The organism is Mesorhizobium sp. M7A.F.Ca.US.005.03.1.1, assembly GCF_003997975.1.
GTDB lineage: Bacteria > Pseudomonadota > Alphaproteobacteria > Rhizobiales > Rhizobiaceae > Mesorhizobium > Mesorhizobium ciceri.
The window spans coordinates 25770-47944 of the sequence record NZ_RZRO01000049.1 but is presented as its reverse complement, the minus strand read 5'-3'; the positions used below and the strand labels follow the sequence as shown (position 1 = coordinate 47944).

Genomic DNA, 22175 nt, shown 5'->3' with positions numbered 1-22175 from the left:
TGGTCTTGGCCTCGACCAGGCGGCGCGCAATGGTCTTGCGCATATTGTCATGCGGGACAAGGTCGTAGGAGCCCTGTTCGAACAGTTTCAGGACCTGATCGTCCGACATCGCCTTTACCGGCGCGGCAGGAGCAGCAGCCGGCACGCCAGCCGGAGCCTTGGCGGCAGGCGCCGTCTGGGCGCCGCCACCGGCAATGGCCGCGTCGACATCCGCCCTCACCACCCGGCCATGCGGGCCGGTCCCAGATACGGTCGAGAGGTTCAGGCCGGCCTCACGGGCCAGGCGCCGGGCAAGCGGTGTTGCACGGCCGGCCGATGGCGATTGGCCGATCTCCCCCCTTGTGGGGGAGATGCCAAGTGGCGGCAAAGAGGGCAGGGCAGAGGGGTGAGTGACAGAATGAGACGTTGGCGCGACAGCGCCCTCCTCTGTCGACTTCGTCGACATCTCCCCCACGGGTGGGGAGATTGGCGCCTTGTCGTGCTTGGCCGCAGCAGCATCAGCCCCATAGGCCTCACCGTCGGCATAGATCCACGCCACGGCAGCGCCGACCGCAATATCGACACCCTCTTTGCCGGTGACATCGCGCAGGACGCCGCTGGCCGGCGCATCGATTTCCATCGCCGCCTTGTCGGTCTCGATCTCGAACAGCACATCGCCCTTCTTGACGTGCGCGCCCTCCTCGGCAAACCAGCGCGAGATCTGTCCAGTCGCCATGTCCATGTCGACCTTGGGAAGAATGACTTCGGTCGGCATATCTCAGCGAACCCCTTTCACGAGGTCGCGCGCGGCGGTGATAATGTCCGGAATTTGCGGCACCGTCGCCTTCTCGAGTTCCGGATTGTAGGGGATCGGCGTTTCGGCGCCGCCCAGCCGCACGATCGGCGCGTCGAGATAGTCGAACGCTTCGCTCTCGGCGATCATGGCGCTGACCTCGGCGCCGATGCCCAGCGTCTTGACCGCTTCGTAGACGCATAGCAGCCGCGACGTCTTCTTGACGCTGTCGATGACGGTCTGCTTGTCCATCGGCCGGATGGTCCGAAGATCGACGACTTCGACGTCGATGCCTTCGCTCTCCAGCACGGCTGCCGCGTCGAGCGCCTTCTGCACCATGATCGAGGTGGCGACGATGGTGAGATCCCGGCCCTCGCGGCGGATATCGGCCTTGCCGATCGGCACGGTGTAATAGCCTTCGGGCACCGGGCCCTTCAGCTTGTAGAGCAGCTTGTGCTCGAAGATCATGACCGGATCGGGATCGGCGACCGCCGCCAAAAGCATGCCCTTGGCATCATAGGGGGTCGCCGGCTGGATGACTTTCAGACCCGGCACATGGCCGAGCCAGGCTTCGAGGCTCTGGCTGTGCTGAGCCGCCGCACCGGTGCCGGAACCGGCGGGAAAGCGCATCACCACGGGAACCGAAACCTCGCCGCCCAGCATGAAGCGCATCTTGGCCGCCTGGTTGACGATCTGCTCCATGGCAAGCGTGGCGAAATCGGAAAACTGGAACTCGAAGATCGGCCGCATGCCGGTGAGGGCAGCGCCCACCGCGACGCCCGCGCCGCCCAGTTCCGAAATCGGCGTGTCGATGACGCGGTCAGCGCCGTAACGTTCGACCAGGTCGCCGGTGACCTGGAAGGCGCCGCCATAGACGCCGATATCCTCGCCCATCAGGAAAACGCGTTCGTCCATGTCCATGGCGATCGCCATGGCTTCCTGGATCGCCTGGGCGTAGCTCAGTTCACGCACCATCGCGTCCATCACGCCTGCTCCGTATACACGTAATTGCCGGTCTCGCTGATATCGGGCGATGGGCTCGCCTTGGCGAACTCGATGCCCTCGGCGATCTCTTGCGCCACGGCATCGCGAATGGCCTCGATGCCCTTGTCGTCGATGAAGCCGAATTCCCTGAGCTCGCTTTCGAACAGGGTGATCGGATCGCGGTTCGACATCCAGTCCTCGATCTCTTCCTTGGTGCGATAGCGGTTGCGGTCGCTCTTGGAATGGCCGCGATGGCGGTAGGTCTTGGACTCGATCAGCGTCGGCCCCTCGCCGGCGCGGGCTCGGGCAACAGCCTGATGAGACGCCTCGGCGACCTCGGAGAAGATGTTGCCGTTGACGATGACGCCCGGCATCGAATAGGCGGCGGCGCGCTCGGCGATGTTCTTGACCGCGGTCGAGCGGGCTGTCGATGTCGACATGCCGTAGCCATTGTTCTCGCAGACGAAAATGACAGGCAGCTTCCAGACCGCCGCCATGTTGAGCGCCTCGTGGAAAGCGCCTTCATTGTTGGCGCCATCGCCGAAGAAGGAGACCACGACCTTGCCGGTCTTCATCATCTTGGAGGACAATGCCGCCCCGACGGCGATCGGAATACCGCCACCGACGATGCCATTGGCGCCGAGATTGCCCTTGCCGACATCGGCGATGTGCATCGAGCCGCCACGGCCCTTGCAATAGCCTGTGGTCTTGCCGAAGAACTCGGCGAACATGCGCTTGACCTCGGCGCCCTTGGCAATGCAGTGGCCGTGACCGCGATGCGTCGAGGTGATCTGGTCATCCTCGGCAAGCGGCATGCAGATGCCCATGGCGCTGGCTTCCTGGCCGATCGACAAATGCATGGTGCCATGGATGAGGCCGCGCGTGTAGCACTCCTCCGCGCCCTCTTCGAAGCGGCGGATCAGGTACATCTTGTGGAGCACCTGCTTGAGCTGCTCGGCGCTGTACTGGCGGTAGACGAAGGGCAGATTGGCGCGACTGTCAGTGACGGCTTTGCTGGCTGTGGCCATGATCACGCTCCCACGGTCCCATAGACGAGCTTGTCCTGGCGAGCGCGCAGTTCGGCGATCTTGGAGCCCGCCGCGGGCGCTGCATTCGCATAGGTTATGAGTTCGCCCTTCTTGATCGGCGCGGTGACCGAGCCGCCCTGCAGCAGGCCGCAGGGAACGGCCTTGGCGGCGCGCGCCTCAGGCGTCGTCATGATCCAGGCGCGGTAGCAATATTCGCCGATCGCATCGAGCTTCTCGCCGGGCTTCATGTCCTTCTTGGCCACGGCGGCGACTTCGGCCACCGGCTTGGCCAGCGGCACCATGTCGGCCTTGCCGTAGAGCACGACGCGCGCGCAGGTCAGCGGCACCTCGAGCGAGGTCAGGTGATAGGGACGATGGAAAGTGAAATACGGGCCTTTGCCCATCTTCAGATCTTCCATGCGCTCGGAGATGCGCGGATGCGACATGTCGGCAACGACGAAGACGCCGGGCGCGACACCCTTGCCGATCGAATAGTCGACGACGCCGACCTTCGACAGAACGCCGCCATCCTTCTGCGGCACCAGCACCTTGGACAGTTCGCCAAGCGTCGCCGCCGGGCCATGCATGCCAGCCTTGTCTGGAACCAGGCCGGTGGCATTGGCGATTGCCGCCATCTCGACCATGGTCTTGGAGCCGTCGACGAATTCGACCAGCATGCGGACATTCATGTGCCGGCGCTTGGCTTCCTCCTCATAGTCCGGGGGAATGGCGTCGATGTTGAGCGGATTGTTCTTGCCCTTGCCGGCGGCAACGATCGGGTGACCCATGGCCGAGACGAACTCGATCAGCTCCATGCAGGAGGACGGCTCATCGCCGGCGCCCAGTGAATAGGTGACGCCGAGCCGGTCGGCCTCGCTTTTCAGATAGGCGCCGATGGTGACGTCGGCCTCGACATTCATCATCACCAGATGCTTGCCATGCTCCATGGCGCGCAGCCCGATCTCGGCGCCAACGGCGGGAACCCCGGTGGCATCGATGACGACGTCGATCAGATCATTGTTGATGACAAGGTCGGCGTCGTTGGTGACCGCCACCTTGCCGGCTTCCATCGCCGACGTCATAGCCGAAGCATTCGACACTTCGCGCGCATGCCCGGTTTCCTGGAAAGCGATATCGACGGCCTTGCTGGCAGCCGGCAGGTTCAGTTCGGAAATGGCGCCGATCTCGATGCCCGACATATGGGCGACACGAGTGACGATGTCGGTTCCCATCTCGCCCGAGCCGATCAGGCCGATGCGGATAGGCTTGCCCGACTTTGCGCGTTCCTCGAGATCGCGGGCAAGACCCGTCAACGAAACATTGGAAGCCATACCGCTCGTTCCTCCCATAATGCAGGCTTGTTCGATTGCCTGACGGGTATTGAACATCTGTATTTCTGTCAAGACTAATGTCCATATTCCCGTGCTTTTTCGGACACTTTCACCGTAGTCCGGCGGGACGAGAAAGAGGCTGGGAAACCCGATGCCGCGCAGTCGCCGTCAGTGCGCGGATGGGCATCGGTTGGGATCGTTCAGCTCAGCCAACGGCGCAGCCTGTTGCGCTGCCGTGCAATAGGCCGGCACATGCGACTGGCGGCATCTTGGCCCTCGCGGGAAGTCCTGCTCAGTGTCCCGCGAAGCCTGCCGGAGGCGGGCAACCCGCCGCGTCGATCGCAAAATCATGGAAATGCACGACCACGCCATCCGCATTGATTAAGATCACGGCATAGCCGGGTGCTTTTCTGCCAGCGGCACCAGCAGGCAAACGGAACGCTTGGATTACCCTCTACTGTGCCGTCCAGCCGCCATCCATCGGCAAGGTGGTGCCGGTGACCTGCCTGGCCGCGTCCGAACACAGGAACAGCGTCAGCGCGGCGAGCTCGTCGACGGTGACGAATTCCTTGGTCGGCTGGGCGGCGAGCAGCACATCGTGCTTGACCTGTTCCTCGGTCATGCCGCGCGCCTTCATCGTGTCGGGAATCTGCCTTTCGACCAGCGGCGTCCAGACATAGCCCGGCGCGATCGCATTGACGGTGACGCCGTCGAGCGCTGCTTCGAGCGCTACCGTCTTGGTGAGGCCCGCAATGCCGTGCTTGGCCGACACATAGGCCGACTTGAACGGCGAGGCGACCAGCGCATGCGCCGAGGCGGTGTTGATGATACGGCCCCATTTGCGCGCCTTCATGCCCGGCAGTGCCGCCTTGATGGCGTAGAACGCGGCGAGCAGATTGATGCGGATGATGGCTTCCCACATGTCATCGGGAAACTCCTCGATCGGCGCGACATGCTGGATGCCGGCATTGTTGACCAGGATATCGAGACTGCCGAAGGCAGCCTCGGCCTCATGCACCATGGCGCTGACCGCCGCGCCATCCATCATGTTGGCACCGGAATAGCGGCACTTGACGCCGAAATCCTTCTCGATGCCGGCGCGCTCCTGCTCGATGGCAGCCGCATCGCCAAGGCCGTTGATGGTGACATTGGCGCCTTCGGCGGCAAAGGCGCGGGCGATGGCCAGGCCGATGCCGCTGGTCGAGCCGGTGACGAGGGCGTTCTTCGAAGACAGGAAACCCATGATGATCTCGCAAGAGGTGGGAGGGAACGAACGGGGCCGCCTTTGTGCGCCGCACCATGACAGTGCCATAGCCATATGTCGGTGCGATTACAGGGTTGAGACGGCCGTCGACAGGCCTCTTGGGCGGCTGTCAGGCGGCTGACACGGCACTGTCATGGTGCCGTGCAACATAATCCGGAGCGCATTCGCGCAGTCATTCCTGAACCAAAATGGGGCTACAGCCTTGCAGATCGCCGATGTCGTGAAGCGCGCCTATGCGATGCCGCTGACCAACCCCTCCTTTCCGCCCGGGCCGTACCGTTTCTTCAACCGCGAATACGTCATCATCACCTACCGCACGACGCGCGAGGCGCTAGAGGCTGTCGTGCCGGAGCCGCTGGAGATCGACGAGCCGCTGGTCAAATACGAATTCATCCGCATGCCTGACTCGACCGGTTTCGGCGACTACACCGAGACCGGCCAGGTCATCCCGGTGCGCTACAAGGGCCAGCACGGCGCCTACGTCCATTCGATGTATCTCGACGACGACGCGCCGATCGCCGGCGGCCGCGAACTGTGGGGCTTTCCCAAGAAGCTTGCCAATCCCAAGATCGTGCATGAAGGCGAGGTCATCGTCGGCACGCTGCACTATGGCAGCGTTCTGTGCGCCACCGGCACGATGGGCTACAAGCACAAGAAAGCCGATCACGGCTCTGTCCTCGCTTCGCTGGCCGCGCCCAATTTCCTGATCAAGATCGTCCCGCATGTCGACGGCACGCCGCGCATCTGCGAACTGGTCCGCTACCACCTCACCGACATCACGCTGAAGGAAGCCTGGACAGCGCCCGCCGCACTCGATTTGCGGCCGCACGTCATGGCCGACGTGGCGCGGCTGCCGGTGCTCGACATCGTATCCGCCGTCCACTTCACCGCCGATCTGACGCTTGGGCTGGGCGAAGTGGTTCACGATTATCTCGCCGACCGCACCTGAGCTGCACAAGCCTTTCAGAGCCCAAACAGAAGTCGGAGACCAAAGCCGTGCTCGAACGCAATCGCAACAAGGAGGCCACCGCCACCATCGCGGAGATCTCGGCGCAGTATGACCGCGTCGCGCTGGTGTTTCAGGGAGGCGGCGCGCTCGGCGCCTACCAGGCTGGGGTGTACCAGGCATTGGCAGAGGCCGGCTGCGAGCCGAGCTGGCTTTCCGGCGTATCGATCGGCGCCATCAATGCGGCGATCATCGCCGGCAATGAGTCGAGCCGCCGGCTGCAGCGCCTCGAGCAATTCTGGCAGACGATTTCGGGTCGCAAGATCTGGGCCTATACGCCGGAAGGCGACATCTACCGTGATATCCGCAATCGCACCAGTTCGTGGATGACCATGGTCATGGGGCAGCCGGGCTTCTTCAAGCCGCGCAATCCTAACCCCTGGATGGAGCAGCCCGGCGCCGAGGGCGCCACCAGCTTCTACGACACGGCCGAGCTGAAGGAGACGCTGCAAAGCCTGATCGACTTCGACATCCTCAACGACGGCAAGAAGCGGTTGAGCGTCGGCGCGGTCAACGTCCGGACCGGCAACTTCGTCTATTTCGACACCGACAAGGTCCGCATCGAACCGGAGCACATCATGGCCAGCGGCGCGCTGCCGCCGGCGTTCCCGTCGATCCGCATCGAAGGCGAATATTACTGGGACGGGGGCATCGTCTCCAACACGCCGCTGCAATATCTGCTCGACCAGGAAGAGGACCGTTCCTCGCTGGTTTTCCAGGTCGACCTGTTCAGCGCGCGAGGCGTCCTGCCGCGCAGCATGCCGGACGTGCTGTCGCGCCACAAGGACATCATGTATTCGAGCCGCACACGGCAAAACACCGACAATTTCAAACGCATCCACGGTCTCAAGATGCGCCTGCTCGATGCACTGAAACGGGTGCCGAAGGAGTTGCGGACGCCGGCCGAGGAAGCGCTGATCGAGGACTATTCGGACGCCGGCACCGTCAACATCGTGCACCTGATCTATCAGCACAAGGGCTATGAGGGTCACGCCAAGGACTATGAGTTCTCAGGCACCTCGATGCGCGAGCATTGGGAGACAGGGTTGGAGGACACGCAGCGCACCTTGCGCCATCGTGAGTGGCTGACGATGCCGACCAATGTCGACGGTGTGGCCATCCATGACCTGCATCGCGAAGACCCGACGTAGCCAGGCCGGTTATGCTCAACGGTTCAGCGTTGTTGGCCAGGATTCGTTTGAACGGCCATCGCCAACGCTCGAGATTGGCCGACGCCTCCAAACTTCGTCATCCCTGGGCGAAGCAGGAGCGAAGCTCCGTCGCGGAGACCCTGGGATCCAGGCCGTGACCTTTGCCACGGAGTGCAGCGGAGCAGAATTCAGCACCGCGGCAACGCTCAGGAGTCGCGGCATGGATCCTATGGTCTGCGCCGCGTCGCTTCGCTCCCTGCTCCGCCTCAGGATGACGAAGCGAAAGGCGTTTCGGCCAATTTCCTAGGCAGGTTCCACGTCAACAGAAACGAATACGTCTTCGCCCCTTGAACGCAGTGCTCACTTAAAGAAAAAAGGCAGCGCCGGTCACCCGGCGCTGCCTTTTGTTCGGAAGCTTACGCTCGGCTCAGAACACCTGGCGGAAGATGATGAACAGCACGAAGGCCAGCGTGATCGAGCACGGCAGCGTCAGCACCCAGGCAAGCAGCAGATTGCGCACCGTCGCCCATTGCAGCCCCGAACCGTTCGCCGCCATCGTTCCGGCAACGCCCGACGACAGCACATGGGTCGTCGACACCGGCAATCCCAGCCGATCGGCCATGCCGATGGTCACCATCGCCACGAGTTCGGCCGCCGCACCCTGGCCGTAGGTCAGATGGCTCTTGCCGATCTTCTCGCCGACCGTGACGACGATGCGTTTCCAGCCGACCATGGTGCCGAGGCCGAGCGCCAGCGCGACGGCGACCTTCACCCAGATCGGGATGAACTTCGTCGCGTTGTCGACGGCCTTGTGATAGTCGGTGACCGCTTTCAGATCGGTCGCCTCCATCGGCAGCAGCTGCTTCTTGTCGATCAGCTTGAGCGCTTCGCCGATCAAATAGATGTCGTTGCGGGCGTTGCTGACCAGATCGGTCGGCACCGTCTCGACCGAGGCATAGGGCTGCAGGCCAGCCGTCGTGTTGTGGATGTAGGTCTGCAGCGCAACCGTCGTCTGGTCGTTCCAGGTCCTGGTGCGCACGGCATCCTGGACGGCGGCCTTGGCATCGGTGACGGTGACCCCGGGCTTGGCATATTTGCCCAGCGCCGTTTCGACGCTGACCGAGGCAGACTTGTAGGCTTCGAGATAGTTGATGTCGGGGGTGCGGTTCAGCGCATAGGCCGTCGGCACGACGCCGATCAGGATCAGCATGATCAGGCCCATGCCCTTCTGTCCGTCATTGGAGCCATGCGCAAAGCTGACGCCGGTGCAGGTGAAGATGAGCAGGCCACGGATCCACCATGGCGGCGGCGTGTTGCCTTTCGGCGCCTCGTAGAGCGCCGGATTGCGCACCAGCAGCTTCATTACATAGAGCAGTATCGCCGCGGCGAAGAAGCCGATGATCGGCGACACCAGCAGGGTGACGCCGACATTGGTCGCCTGCGACCAGTCGACGCCGCTGGTGGCGCTGCCGGCGGGCGCCATGAACTGGTTGGCAAGGCCGACGCCGATGATCGAACCGACCATCGTGTGCGAGCTCGACGCCGGCAGTCCGAGGAACCAGGTGCCGAGATTCCACAGGATCGCCGCCACAAGCAGCGCGAACACCATGGCGAAGCCCGAGGACGAGCCGACCTGCAGGATCAGCTCGACCGGCAGCAGCGACAGGATGCCGAAAGCGACCGCGCCGCTGGAGGTGAGAACCCCCAGGAAATTGAAGGCGCCCGACCACATGACGGCGAATTCGGCCGGCATCGAGCGCGTGTAGATAACCGTCGCCACCGCATTGGCGGTGTCATGGAAGCCGTTGACGAACTCGAAGCCGAGCGCGATCAGCAAGGCGATGCCAAGCAGGATCCACGGCACGGTCTTGGCCACCGCAAGATCCTGGCTGAGCGCGTAGCCGACATAGGCGATGCCGACGAGCACCAGCACGCCGAAGGCCGGCAGGAACCACTTCGCGCTGCCCGATTGATCCAGCGGATGATCCGGTCTCGGAATGCCCGCCTCGCTAGAAACTATGTCCACCATGTCCCACTCCAGATGCATTGCAGCAAAGAACTGGGAAGACGCTATGTCCGCACGATGAACCCTGTGTGACGCCAGCGAACGCCGCGTTCACGAACAGGCCTGCCGAAAAGCGGGTGGGCGGCGCCTATTTGGCAATCTCGAGCAGCGACGATACCAACAACTGGCGCTCGTCTTTCGACAGGACATCCGAATCGAAGAGGTTCATGCTGCGCAATCCCTCGATGGCGAGATAGCAGATCAACAGCGATTTGAGATCCGGCGTCTCGCCCTTCAGCCGCTCGAAAAGCTGCCGCTTGAAGGTCTTTATCGGCATCATGAAATCGGGATCCTCGGCGATGGCCGAGAAGATCCAGGACGCCGACGGCTGCTTTTCCTCGCAATCATTGGCCGACAGCCTGATGTAGACGGCCAGGGGATTTTCGTCCTTGTCATTTGTGCGGGCGGCTTCCAGCGCGTGCTCGAACTCGCGCAGATAGCCTTCGACCAAACCTTGCATCAATTTGGCCTTGGTCGGGAAATTGTAGAGGAGCCCTCCCTTCGACACGCCGGCACGGCTGGCGACGGCATCCAGCGACAGGCTGCCTGGTCCGGATTCCCGGGCAACATCAGCCGCCGCGGCGAGAATCTTCTCGCGCGAATTCGGTCTTTGGGCTCTCATGGTGCCTCCCATCGCAAGCTTAGGCCCAATTGACAAGACCGTCCAGACGGTACAGGAAGACCGCCATTATTTGAAATCGGGACCCGCAGTCGGTATGTGTCCCGATATCCGCGCTTCGCGCCGGATTTCGACTGAGGGGACTTCCTTGTTCAAGCGCATACTCCGTATCTTTATCATTGTTCTGGTTCTGGCCCTGCTCGTCGTCGTGGTCGGCGGCATCGTCGGCTTCAACTTCCTGCGCGACAACGGCATCAAGCAGTACTTCGCATCGATGAAGCCGCCGGCGGCAACCGTTTCGACGACCATCGCCAAGCCTTCGGCCTGGACGCCAGGCGTCGAGGCGATCGGCACGGTCAAGGCGGTGCGCGGTGTCGACCTGACGGTCGAGACTACCGGTATCGTCAAGGACATCCTTTTCCATGCCAACCAGAAGGTGGCGGACAATGCGGTTCTGCTGCAACTCGATGACGCCGTCGAGCGCGCCGACCTCGATGCACAGAAGGCGCAAGCCGCGCTAGACCAGACCTCACTTGCCCGCGCCATCGAACTGACCAGGCGTGGCGTTGGCTCCGACTCGACGCTGGACACGGCGCGTGCGGCGGCCTCGGCCTCGGCATCCCAAGTCACCAAGCTGCAGGCCGTGCTCGACCAGAAGCAGCTGACGGCGCCTTTCGGCGGCACGGTGGGTATCCCGAAGATCGATGTCGGCCAGTATTTGGCGCCCGGCACCGCCGTGGTGACATTGCAGGACCTCGACACGATGCGGGTCGATTTCACGGTTCCCGAACAGCAACTCGCCTTGCTCAAGATCGGCCAGACGATTCGATTGGGCTTTGGCGGCGAGGACAGGCCATTCGCAGGCGCCATTCGTGGCATAGACCCGAAGATCGACTCGTCCAGCCGGCTGGTGAACATCCGGGCGGAAGTCGCCAATCCCGATGGCAAGCTGACCCCCGGCCAGTTCGTGCAGGTGCGTGTCGAGCTGCCCGAAGAGCAGAACGTGCTGACCCTGCCGCAGACGGCGCTGACGACAAGTCTCTATGGCGACTACATCTTCGTGGTGCAGCCAGCCAAGCCCGCCGAGACAGCGCCAGCTGCCAAGCCGGAGGAAAAACCCGCTGCGCCGGCAGCCGACAAATCGGCTGACGCCAAGCCTGCGGACACCAAGCCGGCCGATGCCATGAAGCCGGCGGCTGATGCAGCCAAGCCTGCCGCCGATGCGGCAAAGCCAACTGACAAGGCTGCCGATGGGGCCAAGCCGGCGGCGGAAGGTGACAAGCCCGCGCTCGTGCTGTCGCAGGTGTTCGTCAAGCCCGGCCGCCGCAATCAAGGCATGGTCGAGATCGTCGAGGGGCTGAAGGCCGGCGACGAGGTCGTCACCGCCGGTCAGAACCGCCTCTTCAACGGCATGTCCGTCGTTGTGGACAACACCATCGACCCGACCAAATCGGCGAACAAGCAGGCCGACCAGCAATGAGCTTTTCAGATCTCTTCATTCGCCGGCCTGTTCTTTCGACGGTCCTTGCTTGCATGATCCTGCTCCTGGGTTTCCAGGGCATCTTCAATCTGTCGATCCGGCAGTATCCGAAGGTCGATGAAACGGCCATCACGATCACCACGGCCTATCCAGGCGCCAGCGCCGATCTGATCCAGGGCTTCATTTCCGCCCCGATCGCCCGCGCCGTCGCGTCGACCGAAAACATCGACTACGTCACCTCGTCCAGCCGCCCGTCCTCCAGCACCGTGACGGTGCAGATGAAGCTCGGCTCGAACCCCGACGTCGCGCTGACCGAAGTTCTGTCCAAGGTTCAGGGCGTGCGCGGCACTTTGCCGGACGCGTCGAAGGACCCTGTCATCGTCAAGGGCACCGGCCAGCAGTTCGCGATGATGTACATCTCGATGCAGAATCCGAACATGACGAAGGAGCAGCTGACGGAGTATATCGAGCGCGTCATCAGACCGCGCATGTCGACGGTCGAAGGCGTCGCCGACGTGCAGATCTTCGGCGCCCAGGAATACTCGATGCGCGTCTGGATCGATCCGGTCAAACTTGCGGCGCGCGGCGTGACCGCCTCCGAACTGCTGACGGCGATCAACAATTCCAACTTCCTGTCGGCGCCCGGCAACACCCAGAACGAGTATGTCGTCTCCTCGATCACCGTGCGCTCGACATTGCAGACGCCGGAGGCATTCGCCGAGCTGCCGCTGCGCTCGACCGACGGCAATGTGGTGCGGTTGCGCGACGTGGCTCGCGTCGAACTCGCCGCCGAGAACACCGACACCAGGGTCTCGTTCAACGGTAAGCCAGGCACCTTCCTCGCCATCTTCCCGACGCCGGCGGCCAATCCGCTGACCACGGCGGCTGCGCTCACCAAGCTGGTGCCGCAGATTCAGGAGACACTGCCGAAAGGCATGACGATCGAGGTCGTCTACGACGCGACCGGGCAGATCAGCGCCTCGATTGAAGAGGTGTTCAAGACCATCGGCGAGGCGGTTGCCATCGTCGTCGTCGTCATCCTTCTGTTCCTTGGCTCCTTCCGGTCGGTGATGATGCCGATCATCACCATCCCGTTGTCGCTGATCGGCGTCTGCTTCCTTTTGTTCGCGGTTGGCTACTCGATCAACCTTCTGTCGCTGCTCGCCATGGTGCTGGCGATCGGCCTGGTCGTCGACGACGCCATCGTGGTGGTGGAGAACATCCACCGTCACATGGAAGAAGATCACATGTCGCCGATGCAGGCTGCGTTCAGCGGTATGCGCGAAATCGCATCAGCCATCGTTGCCATGACCATGACGCTGGCCGCCGTGTTCGCACCGCTGGCATTTACCGGCGGCCTGACCGGCGCGCTGTTCCGTGAATTCGCGGTCACGCTCGCCGGCTCGGTGGTGCTGTCGGGTGTCATCGCCATCACCATCACCCCGATGATGTCGGCACGCCTCTTGAAGTCCGGCACGCCGGGCCGTTTCCAGCGCATTGTCGACGGCACCTTCGCGCGCGTCGAGCATGTCTATGAACGCGCCGTCACCGGATCGCTGAACTATCGCCCGTTGACGTTGATCATCGTGCTTGCGCTTGTCGGCGTCACCGGCTTCATGTTCACCAAGACCTCGAGCGAACTTGCGCCGGAAGAGGACCAGGGCTTTCTGCTCTCGATTGTGACGGCGCCGCGTTATGCGACGTCCGATTACACCGAGACATACGTCAACCAGATCCTCGGCCTGGTGAAGGATATTCCCGAAACACGGGCGCAGTTCTCGGCCGTCGCCTTCGGCGGCACGACAAACAGCGCCTTCGTCGGCTATGCCTTCAAGGACTGGGCGGAACGCAAGCGCAATTCGAAGGAACTGCAGGCTGACATTACGGCCCGTATCGCCAAAGTGGCCGGTGTCGAGGCCTTCGTCTTCGCACCGCCGACGCTGCCGGGCTCCGGCGGCGGCCTGCCCATTTCCATGGTGGTACGATCGACCGGCGCTTCCTCGGAAGTGTACGAGGTGGCCGAGCAGATCAAGAACAAGGCGCAGGCCTCCGGCCGCTTCATCGTCGTGCAGAATTCGATGGCTTATGACGCACCGGAGGTGACGGTGACCATCGACCGCGACCGCGCCGCCGCGCTGAACCTGCCGATCGCCGATATCGGCCGCACGCTGACCTTGCTGGTCGGCGGCGCCGAAGTGGCGCAGTTCGACCGCGATTCCAACAGCTACGACATCATCCCGCAGGTGCCGCAGGAGTTTCGCGACGACCCCGACAAGCTCGGCGAATACTTCGTGCGCAGCGTGACCGGCGAGATGGTGCCGCTATCGGCGGTGGTCAAGATTTCGACCAATGCGGCGCCGGCGGCAATCGAGCAGTTCAACCAGCTGAATTCGTCGACGATTTCGGCGCTTCCGCTGCCCGGCGTCACCACCGGCGACGGGCTGAAGGCGCTGGAGGACATCGCCAAGGAGAGCCTGCCCGACACGTTCTTCATCGATTATTCCGGTCAATCGCGACAGGAAAAGGAACAGGGCAACACCATCCTGATCGCTTTCGCGGCCGCAGTTGTCGTCATCTATCTGGTGCTGGCGGCGCAGTTTGAAAGCTTCCGTGATCCGCTGATCATCATGATGGCGGTGCCGTTGTCGATCTTCGGCGCGATCGTGCCGCTCAATCTGGGCCTCGGCACGCTCAACATCTACACGCAGGTCGGCCTGATCACACTGATCGGTCTGATAACCAAGCACGGCATCCTGCTGGTCGAGTTCGCCAACCAGCAGCGTGAAAAGCATGGCATGCGGCGGCGCGATGCCATCATCGCCTCGGCCAAGGTGCGCCTGCGGCCGATCCTGATGACGACGGCGGCGATGGCGCTCGGCGTTGTGCCGCTGATCACGTCCAGCGGCGCTGGTGCCGCGGCCCGCTATTCGATGGGCCTGGTCATCTTCACCGGCATCCTGGTCGGCACCATGTTCACGCTCTTCGTCGTGCCCATGTTCTACACCTTCATCGCCAGCAAGGACCTGCCTCATCTGGCGGAGAAGCCGGACCCCAAGCTGATGCCGGCACTGCCGAGCTAGGACGGTCGAGGGAGTCCCGCCCAGAAATGCGCGGGGCAAATCGATGGAAACAAAAGAAAAGAGGCCGGGAAATTCCCGGCCTCTTTTCTTTTTGGCTGGGCTCGATACCGCCGGTTTGAACTGTACGCAATACCGCAGCGTTTCCGGAGGGAGCTTTGAGGCGCGGCAGCATGCTGCCACGCCACCGTTTCCAGCCTGCTACTTGACGATGACGATGCTGGTGTTGGTCGCCCCGAAGGTTTCGACGAGCTGGTAGAAATCGGCGGCGTTGTCGGGGTGCAGCCGCACGCAGCCATGCGAAGCCGGCTGGCCGAGGCGCTTGATCGCATAGGTCGCGTGCACCGCATAGCCGCCGCTGAAGAAGACCGAGTGCGGCATCGGGGCGTTGTCGTATTTCTTCGAATACCACATTTCATGCATGCGGGTCGGCTTGAACGAGCCGGTCGGCGTCACATGGGCCCGGTCGCCGGTGGAGACTTTCCAGGCGAAAGTCGGCCGGCCGTCGACCGAGACTTCCATGATCTGCTGCGAAAGCGAAACGCGCGCCACGATCTTGTTGGCGGCATGCGCGGCGCCCGAGCCGAACAGCAGTGCGGCACCGGTCAGCGCGGCGGCGGCGATGTTGATGAGCTTGGCGGAAATGGCGGTATGCATGAAGAAAATCCCCTCTCTCTGCCGGTCCAGCCGGCTCCAATTCGATGGCTGCTTATCCCCACGTCATGTTTCGGAGAGATTTCGCAAAATGCTCATTTGTGTTTCGAATCTGTTTCCACTGGTTAACAAACGCCAACCCAATTAGAGCCGTCGGTGGCCCGCCAGCGAGACCCTAGCAAGACCAAGGTCAGGAACATGGGTATCCGTCGCTAAACGAAAGTGCGAATCAGCAGTATTCGAAAGGACCGCCGTAGATCTCGAAACCAAACTGCAACAAAGCGAGGTTTCAAGCGGCATGATCCGGATACGGGCCGCAAGCAAAGTTGACGCAACGAAAACAGCCGGTAACGAACATGGGAACGAAATCGAACGTGCTGTCCTGGCTTTTCAGGATCAGCATCGCGGCAGCGGTCATCGGCGGCGTCGGCATGGTTGCCGGCACCCCGCTGACAAGCCTCGGCGCGATGACTTCAGGCGAGATTTCGACCCTGCACGCCGCACTGTTTTTCGCCACGGTCTGGATTGTTTCCAGCCTGCGCATCGCCCGGCTAAAGGCCCTCTGGCGGGTCGGCCTTAGGCTGACGGGTTTGCGCGGCGCCTCCGGCAACTTGCTGCCGAGAGGACCGAAGGCCCGCGCCGAGACGGGGGGTTCCGTGGGCGGCGCGGGCGCTTCGGGGGTATCCTGAAGCGACCCGCAACAAACCATTTTGGGGAATTGGTACGATGAAAACGAAATTTGCCGCTTCGGTGCTTTCCGCACTGCTTTACGCCCAGGGCCTGCTCGGCTTTGCCGGCCTTGCCACCGTGCTGCTCAGGGACCGCGCCCACGCTGGCGAGCTGACCATGGGCAGTGACATGCCGGTGGGTCCATCGCTTCTGCTGGTACGCTGAGCGCCAAGAGCGTCGGGGCCGGAGATGGAAAATCCGATGCCCGAAACCAGAGACTGCGTCAGTGCCCGGCAATCAGTCCGCGAATTGCCGCGGCGGATCGAACCGGTAGCCGGCGCCGCGTATGGTGGTGATGGTTTCGGTGTCGAGTTTGCGGCGCAGCCGCACGATGCGCGAATCGATCGAGCGATCGAAGGCATCGGCGTTTTCGGCAGGCGCCGCGGCGATGATGTCGTCGCGCGTCAAAACCTTGCGCGGACTGGCCAGGAACAGCCTGAGCAGCGCCACCTGACCGGGCGAAAGCTGTTCCTCCGTGCCGGAGCGATGCATGACCATCGCCGATCTCAGATCGACGGTCGCGTTCTCCAGCACGATCAGTTCCTGGGTGCCCCTGCCGCGGCGCGAAAGCAGGCCGCCGACACGGGCGGCCAGTTCACGGACATTGAGCGGGCTCTCGACGACGTCGGCCGCACCAAGCTCCAGCGCCAGCACCTTGTCGACAAGATCGGCCGGGCGGCAGATCAGGATGAAATCCGGTCCGCCCTCACCGCCTCCTCCTTGGCCGCCATAACGTCTGAGCAGGTCCCGCCCCTCCGCCTGGCTGAGGCTGTCGCCGACGACGACGACGTCGATGCCCTTTCCCGACAGCAGAGATTCGGCTTCCCAGGGCTGGCGTGCCTGATGCACGTCATGGCCGCGCCGTTCAAGATGGTCGGCGAGTTCGGTCGCGACCACTTCGGCTACCGAAACGAGCGCAATGACGGATCGTGCGGCCATGTTTTCCAACCGTTCCCTGGCAACCCCGATATGAGTGCTGGACATGATGTTTATACCCAATCTACTTTCCACTGAAAGTGGGAGCGAAAGCATCGTGCGGGCAAGAATTGTCATCGTCGAGGATGAGCCCGACCTGAGGGACGCTGTCGCCGAATACCTTGGCGCCGCCGGATATGACGTGGCCACCGCTGAAAGTGCGGCCGCCGCGCGCAGCCTCGTTGAAACGCAGTCGTTTCATCTTGCCATTCTCGACATCGCCATGCCCGGCGAGGACGGCCTCTCGCTTGGCCGCTGGCTGCGTTCGAAACTGCCGATCGGCATCATCTATGCGACCGCGGCCGGCACCGCGCTCGACCGCATTGTCGGGCTGGAACTCGGTGCCGACGACTACATCGTCAAGCCTTACGAATTGCGCGAAGTGCTGGCCAGGGTGCGCAGCGTGTTGCGCCGGGTTCCCCAGCCCAAAGAGCTGCAGGACAAGAGGGCCGGGGCGGATCGCCGTTCCGTTGCCTTCGGCCCCTTCCAGGCCGATCTCGACGGCAGGCTGGTCACCGGCGCCAATGGCGTGGTGATCGACATGGCCAAGAGCGAGTTCGACGTGCTGGAGATTTTCCTCACCCGCGCCAACCGGCTGCTGAGCCGCGCCGCTATCTCCGAGGCGATCGGTTTCACCGAAGATCCGGAATCGTCACGCGCGGTCGACATTCGCATCATGCGGCTGCGCAAAAAGATCGAGGCCGATCCCGCCAATCCGAAATTCCTGCGCACGGTGCGCGGCGAGGGCTATATCTTCTCGCTGCCGGCCGGCGACGGCAACTGAGCACCGGGCCAGAAGGATGTAGTTGCTCGCCGGCCGAATTGGCGCGACTCCGGAATGACAGCACAAGATGATCGCTGAAGCAGCAAGCACCGATATGCAAGGGTTCAGGCAGGGCGCGGCGATGGCGGCCGTGCGCGTCGTTCGCCGGCTGCGCGAGGCCGGCGACTGGCAGCGCGAGATGGACGGCATACTGGAAACGCTCTGCCGGGCCATGGATTGCCAGCGCGGCATCCTGTTTCGCTTGCGCGAACTGCCCGGCCAGGGCTTCGCCCAATCCGTCGCCGCCTACTGGATCGACCCTCTTTTCGGCGGCGAACTGGCATCACCGACCGTCATCATGCAATCGATCGTCAATTCCGACCCGCTGCTGGAGCGGCTTGCCGAGGACGAGAGGCAAGGCAAGATCTTCGCCGGTCATACGCGCGACCTCGAAGGCTTCCTGAGGACCGATTTCGAAAAGCAGAACATCAAATCGTTCCTCTCGGTCTCGGTCTTCGCGCACGGCCATCTCTGGGGCACGCTGGCGGTCAATGACTGCATCAACGAGCGTGCATGGACCGACGAGGAAGAGGCGACGCTGCACATCATCGCGCTGGCCATCGGCGACGCCATAGAGCGCTCGCCCTCCGACGCCCACGCCAGCGAGGTCATTCGCCGCACCATGCTGCAGGCCTCGCTCGACGCCATTGTCGTCATCGACGAGACCGGCTCGATCATCGAATTCAATCCGGCCGCCGAGAAGATGTTCGGCTTCCAGCGCAGCGACATCCTCGGCAAGGACCTGCTCGATACGATCGTGCCGATCTACTACCGCAAGGGCTATGCCTCAGGAGCCGAATACATGTCCGGCCGCGGCGCGCCGATGGTCGGCCAGCGGCTCGAGACGGTGACCCAGAATGCCGCCGGCGAAGTGTTCCCGATCGAGCTGACGGCCACCGAGATGCGGGTTGCCGACCGCCGCCTGATCTTCGGCTCCATCCGCGACCTGCGCGACAAATTGCGCGCCGAGGAGGAAATCGGCCGGCAACGCGAGAAGCTGCACCAGAACGAGAAGATGGCGGCCATGGGTTCGTTGCTGGCCGGTGTGTCGCACGAGCTCAACAACCCGCTGGCCGTGGTTGTGGCGCAATCGACGCTGCTGCACGAATTCGCCTCCGATCCGCAAACCAAGGTGCGCGCCGAAAAGGTCCGCGCGGCCGCAGAGCGCTGCGGCCGCATCGTCAAGAGCTTCCTGTCGATGGTCCGCCTCCATCCCGCGGCACAAGCCGAGACCGACCTCAACCAGGTGATCCGGGCGGCACTTGAAGTGACCGCCTATGGCGCGCGCTCAAGCGGCATCATCATCGACACCGATTTCGCCGCAGGCCCGCTGCTGGCCATGGCCGACGCCGACCATGTGACGCAGGTGGCGGCCAATTTCCTCATCAACAGCCAGCACGCTTTGGCTGGCATTGCCGGCGACCGGCTGATCAAGGTGCGGACGTTCCGCAGCGACCGGGATCATCCCTGCTTTTCGGTCGAGGACAATGGGCCCGGCGTGCCCGAAGCGATCCGCGGCCGCATCTTCGAATCCTATTTCACCACCAAGCCGGTCGGCGTCGGCACCGGCATCGGCCTGTCGATCTCGAAATCGATCATCGAGCGGCACAATGGCAATGTCTGGTTCGAGGAAGTGCTCCCGAGAGGCGCGCGTTTCGTCGTCCAGCTGCCGGCCATCGTGGCCGGCCTCGCCACCGCCGGCGACAACCAGCCGCGATCGAGCGGCCTGCGCCATGCCTTGATCATCGACGACGAGCCGGATGTCGCCGGCTCGCTCTCGGACATCCTCGAACTGATGGGCATCAAGTCGCGGATCGTGCCCGTCTGGGAATCGGGCGCCGCCACCTTGAGCGGCCACATGCCGCCGGACATCGTTTTTTCGGACCTGCGCATGCCCGGCGTCAGCGGCATATCGATCTATCGTGAGCTGCTCGCCGAAAAGCCCGATTTGGCGCGGCGTTTCGTGCTGGTCACCGGAGACCTGATCGGTGCCAAAGCCGAAATCGAAGCCTTGCCGGCGCACCAGCGACCGCAGATTCTGGAAAAGCCGTTCAGCACGCTGGATGTGCGCAGCGTGCTCTCCGCCATCGCCGAACAGGCGGCCTTGAAAGGATAAAAAAAGAGGCTCCCGGGGGCGGGAGCCAAAAGGAGCGCACTGGAGGGCGCTCGGGGAGGTCAGAGCATGGTCCACAAAACGGGAACGGTTTTCGGGATCATGCTTCGACGGAAATCAGAAAATATTCGGCGTGCCGGTCAACGGCGCGGCATTGGCGATCATGCGGATCGCCCGGCTTTTGTGTGTTCCGGACTGTTCGGCGATGGCGCGCAGGCAATCCATGCTCTCGGCACCCCAGGCCTGGCCCTTGCAGGCGAAGTCGGTCAACGGCACCGGCAGACGCGCGGTCCTGGTCGTCGTCTGCGCGCCGTCGATGAGATTGGCCGGCGGATTCAACGAAGCGAAGGCCGGCCCGATTGTCGGCGTGAACGCCATGCCGACGAAGGCGCAAGCAGCCAGCACCATGAACATCGCCATGGGGTGGTCGCTGGCCCGCTGGCGCAGCGCCAGTTTCGGACGGCGGTCATTGCGCTCTGGAGCCTGAAGGCGGCTCTCGCCGCGGATCGTCTGGATTTTCGCATGCATTACCTTCCCCTTCGCTGAGTTTCTTTTGGCGGTGAAATGAACTTATCCGCGCTCTGTAACGGTGATGGGGTGGCGAAGGATTGGCACTGTAACGAATTCGAAACAGCATTTCGGGCGAAGCCGGGCAAAATCGGGTATGGCTTCGCCGGCGCCAGGGCTCGAGACGCAACTTGACCGATCTTGCCAAACAGTTTTTCGAAAAGATCAGGCTCAGCCCGGAGCCTGAAGCTCGGCGATGATTTTTTGCGCGGCGATGCGCCCGGCAATGATGGCGCCCTCGACATACCCCGGAAACGATGGCGAGAGTTCTGAAGAGGCGAGATACACCGGCGGTGCGCCGGCAAGGATCGTTCGCTCGGCGTCTGTCGCTGTAACATCGACAATAAGATCGCTGTACGCGCCGCCGCTCCAGCGATCTCCTGTCCAGTCACGCAAACTGAAATCGATGACGTCACCGGCATCCGGACCAAGGGCTGCCTCCAGCCGGCCGGTCACCTCCGCACGCAGTTCCGCCTCGCCGAGGTCGCGCCAACGCAGCGCGAGCGAGCCGCCGACGAACACGACGAGCGCCGCATGCTCCGCATCCTTGCCGGCGTCGCAGGCAAACAGCCCCGGCGGCTCGAGCCACATCACCATGCCGCTCAAATCCCGCGCCCGCCAAAACGGTTTGGCATAGCGCACCAGGATCTTGATAGCCGCGCCGCTTTCCCAGGCGCCGAGTGCCCGCCCCAGTCCGGCCGGCAAAGCGGGGGCAAAGGCGAGCTCCGTCACCGTCGCCGGCGGGACGGCAACCAGAACCGTGCGCGCCTCGACGGTATCCCCGGCCGAAACGACAAGAACACCTGGCGAACTGTGCTCGATGCGCGTGACCGGCTCGCTTAGCCGCAACCGATCGCCAAGGTCGCGGGCCAGATCGTCGGCCAGCGAATGCATGGTTTCGCGCACGAAATATTGCAGTTCCGTCACCTCGTTGGTGACCCGCCGGTCATTGTCGATCAAATACCAGAGAGGAATCTGGTCCAGCGCCATGCACCAGAGACCTTCGATCATCGAACGGAAAGCCATCCTTGCATCGGCGGAATCGTGCTGGCAGGCAAGCCAGTCGGCGACGGTCAGTCCGGCAATCGAGGCATCGTCCGGATCGATCCCGTTCATGCGCTCGCGGATCGCCATCGCGGCATGATAGGTCCGCTCTGCTCGTTGTGCGGACATCGTCGGCTGGGTGATGAAGTCGCCATCGACATGGGTTTCAACCAGCGTCTTGCCGCGCGCCTCGACCATGGCCATCAATTCCGGCATGTCCTCGCACAGGAACTGGCCGCCACTATCGATGCGTTCGCCAAGTCCGTTCAGTCGGGACTCGACGCGTCCGCCGACACGGTCGCGTGCTTCGAGCAGGATGAAATCGATGCCGGCCTTCTTCATCTCAAGCGCCGCCGACAGGCCGGTGAAACCCGCACCGACGATGACGACATCGGTTCGCTCGAATTCGCCGCCCTCATGCGTGAAGGTCTTCAGCATTGCCGGCTATCCACCCAATCGTATCCGGCTTCCACCGACGAACTATGTCCTTGTC

General features: G+C 63.0%; 19 protein-coding genes. 8 read left to right on the top strand and 11 right to left on the bottom strand.

Annotation, left to right across the window (positions count from 1 at the left end; translation table 11 throughout):
- The 5 genes from EN990_RS20310 to EN990_RS20290 form a co-directional block, all read right to left on the bottom strand.
- Positions 1-754 (bottom strand): E3 binding domain-containing protein (locus EN990_RS20310; protein ID WP_127388357.1); only part of this gene is annotated, 754 nt, incomplete at its 3' end.
- Positions 755-757: 3 nt separating this feature from the next.
- On the bottom strand, positions 758-1756 hold the full coding sequence (locus EN990_RS20305) for an alpha-ketoacid dehydrogenase subunit beta (protein ID WP_127368262.1): 999 nt from the start codon (positions 1754-1756) through the stop codon (positions 758-760).
- Positions 1756-2784, bottom strand: a complete 1029-nt coding sequence (locus EN990_RS20300; RefSeq protein WP_063169131.1) for a thiamine pyrophosphate-dependent dehydrogenase E1 component subunit alpha — start codon at positions 2782-2784, stop codon at positions 1756-1758. Before EN990_RS20300 ends, EN990_RS20305 begins: the two co-directional genes overlap by 1 nt.
- 2 nt (positions 2785-2786) lie before the next feature.
- Positions 2787-4115, bottom strand: coding sequence for an NAD(P)H-dependent oxidoreductase (locus EN990_RS20295; protein ID WP_127368261.1), 1329 nt, complete (start codon positions 4113-4115; stop codon positions 2787-2789).
- Positions 4116-4569: 454 nt separating this feature from the next.
- Entirely contained in the window at positions 4570-5358 is a 789-nt protein-coding gene (locus EN990_RS20290; RefSeq protein WP_127368260.1) for a 3-hydroxybutyrate dehydrogenase, read from the bottom strand.
- Between the two features lie 223 nt (positions 5359-5581).
- Here EN990_RS20290 and EN990_RS20285 point away from each other — a divergent pair, with 223 nt between their 5' ends.
- Together EN990_RS20285 and EN990_RS20280 are read left to right on the top strand one after the other, a co-directional pair.
- Positions 5582-6328: an acetoacetate decarboxylase gene (locus EN990_RS20285; protein ID WP_063169133.1), complete on the top strand. Its 747-nt coding sequence runs from the start codon at positions 5582-5584 to the stop codon at positions 6326-6328.
- Positions 6329-6375: 47 nt separating this feature from the next.
- On the top strand, positions 6376-7536 hold the full coding sequence (locus EN990_RS20280) for a patatin-like phospholipase family protein (RefSeq protein ID WP_024503027.1): 1161 nt from the start codon (positions 6376-6378) through the stop codon (positions 7534-7536).
- A gap of 427 nt (positions 7537-7963) precedes the next feature.
- Here EN990_RS20280 and EN990_RS20275 read toward each other — a convergent pair whose 3' ends face one another.
- Together EN990_RS20275 and EN990_RS20270 are read right to left on the bottom strand one after the other, a co-directional pair.
- Positions 7964-9565 (bottom strand): inorganic phosphate transporter, encoded by a 1602-nt coding sequence (locus EN990_RS20275; protein WP_127368592.1) that lies wholly within the window; start codon positions 9563-9565, stop codon positions 7964-7966.
- A 124-nt stretch (positions 9566-9689) separates the two neighbouring features.
- On the bottom strand, positions 9690-10223 hold the full coding sequence (locus EN990_RS20270; protein WP_013529308.1) for a TetR/AcrR family transcriptional regulator: 534 nt from the start codon (positions 10221-10223) through the stop codon (positions 9690-9692).
- Positions 10224-10368: 145 nt separating this feature from the next.
- Here EN990_RS20270 and EN990_RS20265 point away from each other — a divergent pair, with 145 nt between their 5' ends.
- Both EN990_RS20265 and EN990_RS20260 read left to right on the top strand, forming a co-directional pair.
- Complete coding sequence (locus EN990_RS20265) at positions 10369-11700, top strand: efflux RND transporter periplasmic adaptor subunit (protein ID WP_013529307.1); 1332 nt, start codon at positions 10369-10371, stop codon at positions 11698-11700.
- Positions 11697-14780 carry an efflux RND transporter permease subunit gene (locus EN990_RS20260; RefSeq protein ID WP_013529306.1) on the top strand — a complete coding sequence of 1028 codons (3084 nt, stop codon included), beginning with the start codon at positions 11697-11699 and terminating at the stop codon, positions 14778-14780. Before EN990_RS20265 ends, EN990_RS20260 begins: the two co-directional genes overlap by 4 nt.
- A 198-nt stretch (positions 14781-14978) precedes the next feature.
- On the opposite strand, the gene EN990_RS20255 is transcribed toward EN990_RS20260, so the two are convergent.
- Positions 14979-15434, bottom strand: coding sequence for a L,D-transpeptidase (locus EN990_RS20255; RefSeq protein WP_013529305.1), 456 nt, complete (start codon positions 15432-15434; stop codon positions 14979-14981).
- A 353-nt stretch (positions 15435-15787) separates the two neighbouring features.
- Here EN990_RS20255 and EN990_RS20250 point away from each other — a divergent pair, with 353 nt between their 5' ends.
- Positions 15788-16120: a hypothetical protein gene (locus EN990_RS20250; protein WP_127384968.1), complete on the top strand. Its 333-nt coding sequence runs from the start codon at positions 15788-15790 to the stop codon at positions 16118-16120.
- A gap of 37 nt (positions 16121-16157) precedes the next feature.
- The gene (locus EN990_RS20245) at positions 16158-16325 is read left to right on the top strand and encodes a hypothetical protein (protein WP_013529303.1); all 168 of its coding nucleotides are present in this window, start codon (positions 16158-16160) and stop codon (positions 16323-16325) included.
- Positions 16326-16397: 72 nt separating this feature from the next.
- Here the strand turns inward: EN990_RS20245 and EN990_RS20240 are convergent, their stop codons facing one another.
- Entirely contained in the window at positions 16398-17099 is a 702-nt protein-coding gene (locus EN990_RS20240) for a response regulator transcription factor (RefSeq protein ID WP_013529302.1), read from the bottom strand.
- Between the two features lie 46 nt (positions 17100-17145).
- Between EN990_RS20240 and EN990_RS20235 the strand changes: the two genes are divergently transcribed.
- Both EN990_RS20235 and EN990_RS20230 read left to right on the top strand, forming a co-directional pair.
- Complete coding sequence (locus tag EN990_RS20235) at positions 17146-17919, top strand: response regulator transcription factor (protein ID WP_181172685.1); 774 nt, start codon at positions 17146-17148, stop codon at positions 17917-17919.
- A 67-nt stretch (positions 17920-17986) separates the two neighbouring features.
- On the top strand, positions 17987-20074 hold the full coding sequence (locus tag EN990_RS20230) for a sensor histidine kinase (RefSeq protein ID WP_063173187.1): 2088 nt from the start codon (positions 17987-17989) through the stop codon (positions 20072-20074).
- Between the two features lie 114 nt (positions 20075-20188).
- On the opposite strand, the gene EN990_RS20225 is transcribed toward EN990_RS20230, so the two are convergent.
- Both EN990_RS20225 and EN990_RS20220 read right to left on the bottom strand, forming a co-directional pair.
- Positions 20189-20599, bottom strand: a complete 411-nt coding sequence (locus EN990_RS20225) for a hypothetical protein (RefSeq protein WP_013529299.1) — start codon at positions 20597-20599, stop codon at positions 20189-20191.
- A gap of 210 nt (positions 20600-20809) precedes the next feature.
- Positions 20810-22120, bottom strand: coding sequence for a flavin monoamine oxidase family protein (locus EN990_RS20220; protein WP_127370321.1), 1311 nt, complete (start codon positions 22118-22120; stop codon positions 20810-20812).
- Positions 22121-22175 lie beyond the last annotated feature (55 nt).

Bases quoted from the DNA above. Each gene is read 5' to 3' on its own strand.
- EN990_RS20305 (WP_127368262.1), bottom strand. From the start codon at position 1,756: ATGGACGCGATGGTGCGTGAACTGAGCTACGCCCAGGCGATCCAGGAA.
- EN990_RS20300 (WP_063169131.1), bottom strand. From the start codon at position 2,784: ATGGCCACAGCCAGCAAAGCCGTCACTGACAGTCGCGCCAATCTGCCC.
- EN990_RS20295 (WP_127368261.1), bottom strand. From the start codon at position 4,115: ATGGCTTCCAATGTTTCGTTGACGGGTCTTGCCCGCGATCTCGAGGAA.
- EN990_RS20290 (WP_127368260.1), bottom strand. From the start codon at position 5,358: ATGGGTTTCCTGTCTTCGAAGAACGCCCTCGTCACCGGCTCGACCAGC.
- EN990_RS20275 (WP_127368592.1), bottom strand. From the start codon at position 9,565: ATGGTGGACATAGTTTCTAGCGAGGCGGGCATTCCGAGACCGGATCAT.
- EN990_RS20270 (WP_013529308.1), bottom strand. From the start codon at position 10,223: ATGAGAGCCCAAAGACCGAATTCGCGCGAGAAGATTCTCGCCGCGGCG.
- EN990_RS20260 (WP_013529306.1), top strand. From the start codon at position 11,697: ATGAGCTTTTCAGATCTCTTCATTCGCCGGCCTGTTCTTTCGACGGTC.
- EN990_RS20255 (WP_013529305.1), bottom strand. From the start codon at position 15,434: ATGCATACCGCCATTTCCGCCAAGCTCATCAACATCGCCGCCGCCGCG.
- EN990_RS20250 (WP_127384968.1), top strand. From the start codon at position 15,788: ATGGGAACGAAATCGAACGTGCTGTCCTGGCTTTTCAGGATCAGCATC.
- EN990_RS20245 (WP_013529303.1), top strand. From the start codon at position 16,158: ATGAAAACGAAATTTGCCGCTTCGGTGCTTTCCGCACTGCTTTACGCC.
- EN990_RS20240 (WP_013529302.1), bottom strand. From the start codon at position 17,099: ATGGCCGCACGATCCGTCATTGCGCTCGTTTCGGTAGCCGAAGTGGTC.
- EN990_RS20235 (WP_181172685.1), top strand. From the start codon at position 17,146: ATGTTTATACCCAATCTACTTTCCACTGAAAGTGGGAGCGAAAGCATC.
- EN990_RS20230 (WP_063173187.1), top strand. From the start codon at position 17,987: ATGATCGCTGAAGCAGCAAGCACCGATATGCAAGGGTTCAGGCAGGGC.
- EN990_RS20225 (WP_013529299.1), bottom strand. From the start codon at position 20,599: ATGCATGCGAAAATCCAGACGATCCGCGGCGAGAGCCGCCTTCAGGCT.
- EN990_RS20220 (WP_127370321.1), bottom strand. From the start codon at position 22,120: ATGCTGAAGACCTTCACGCATGAGGGCGGCGAATTCGAGCGAACCGAT.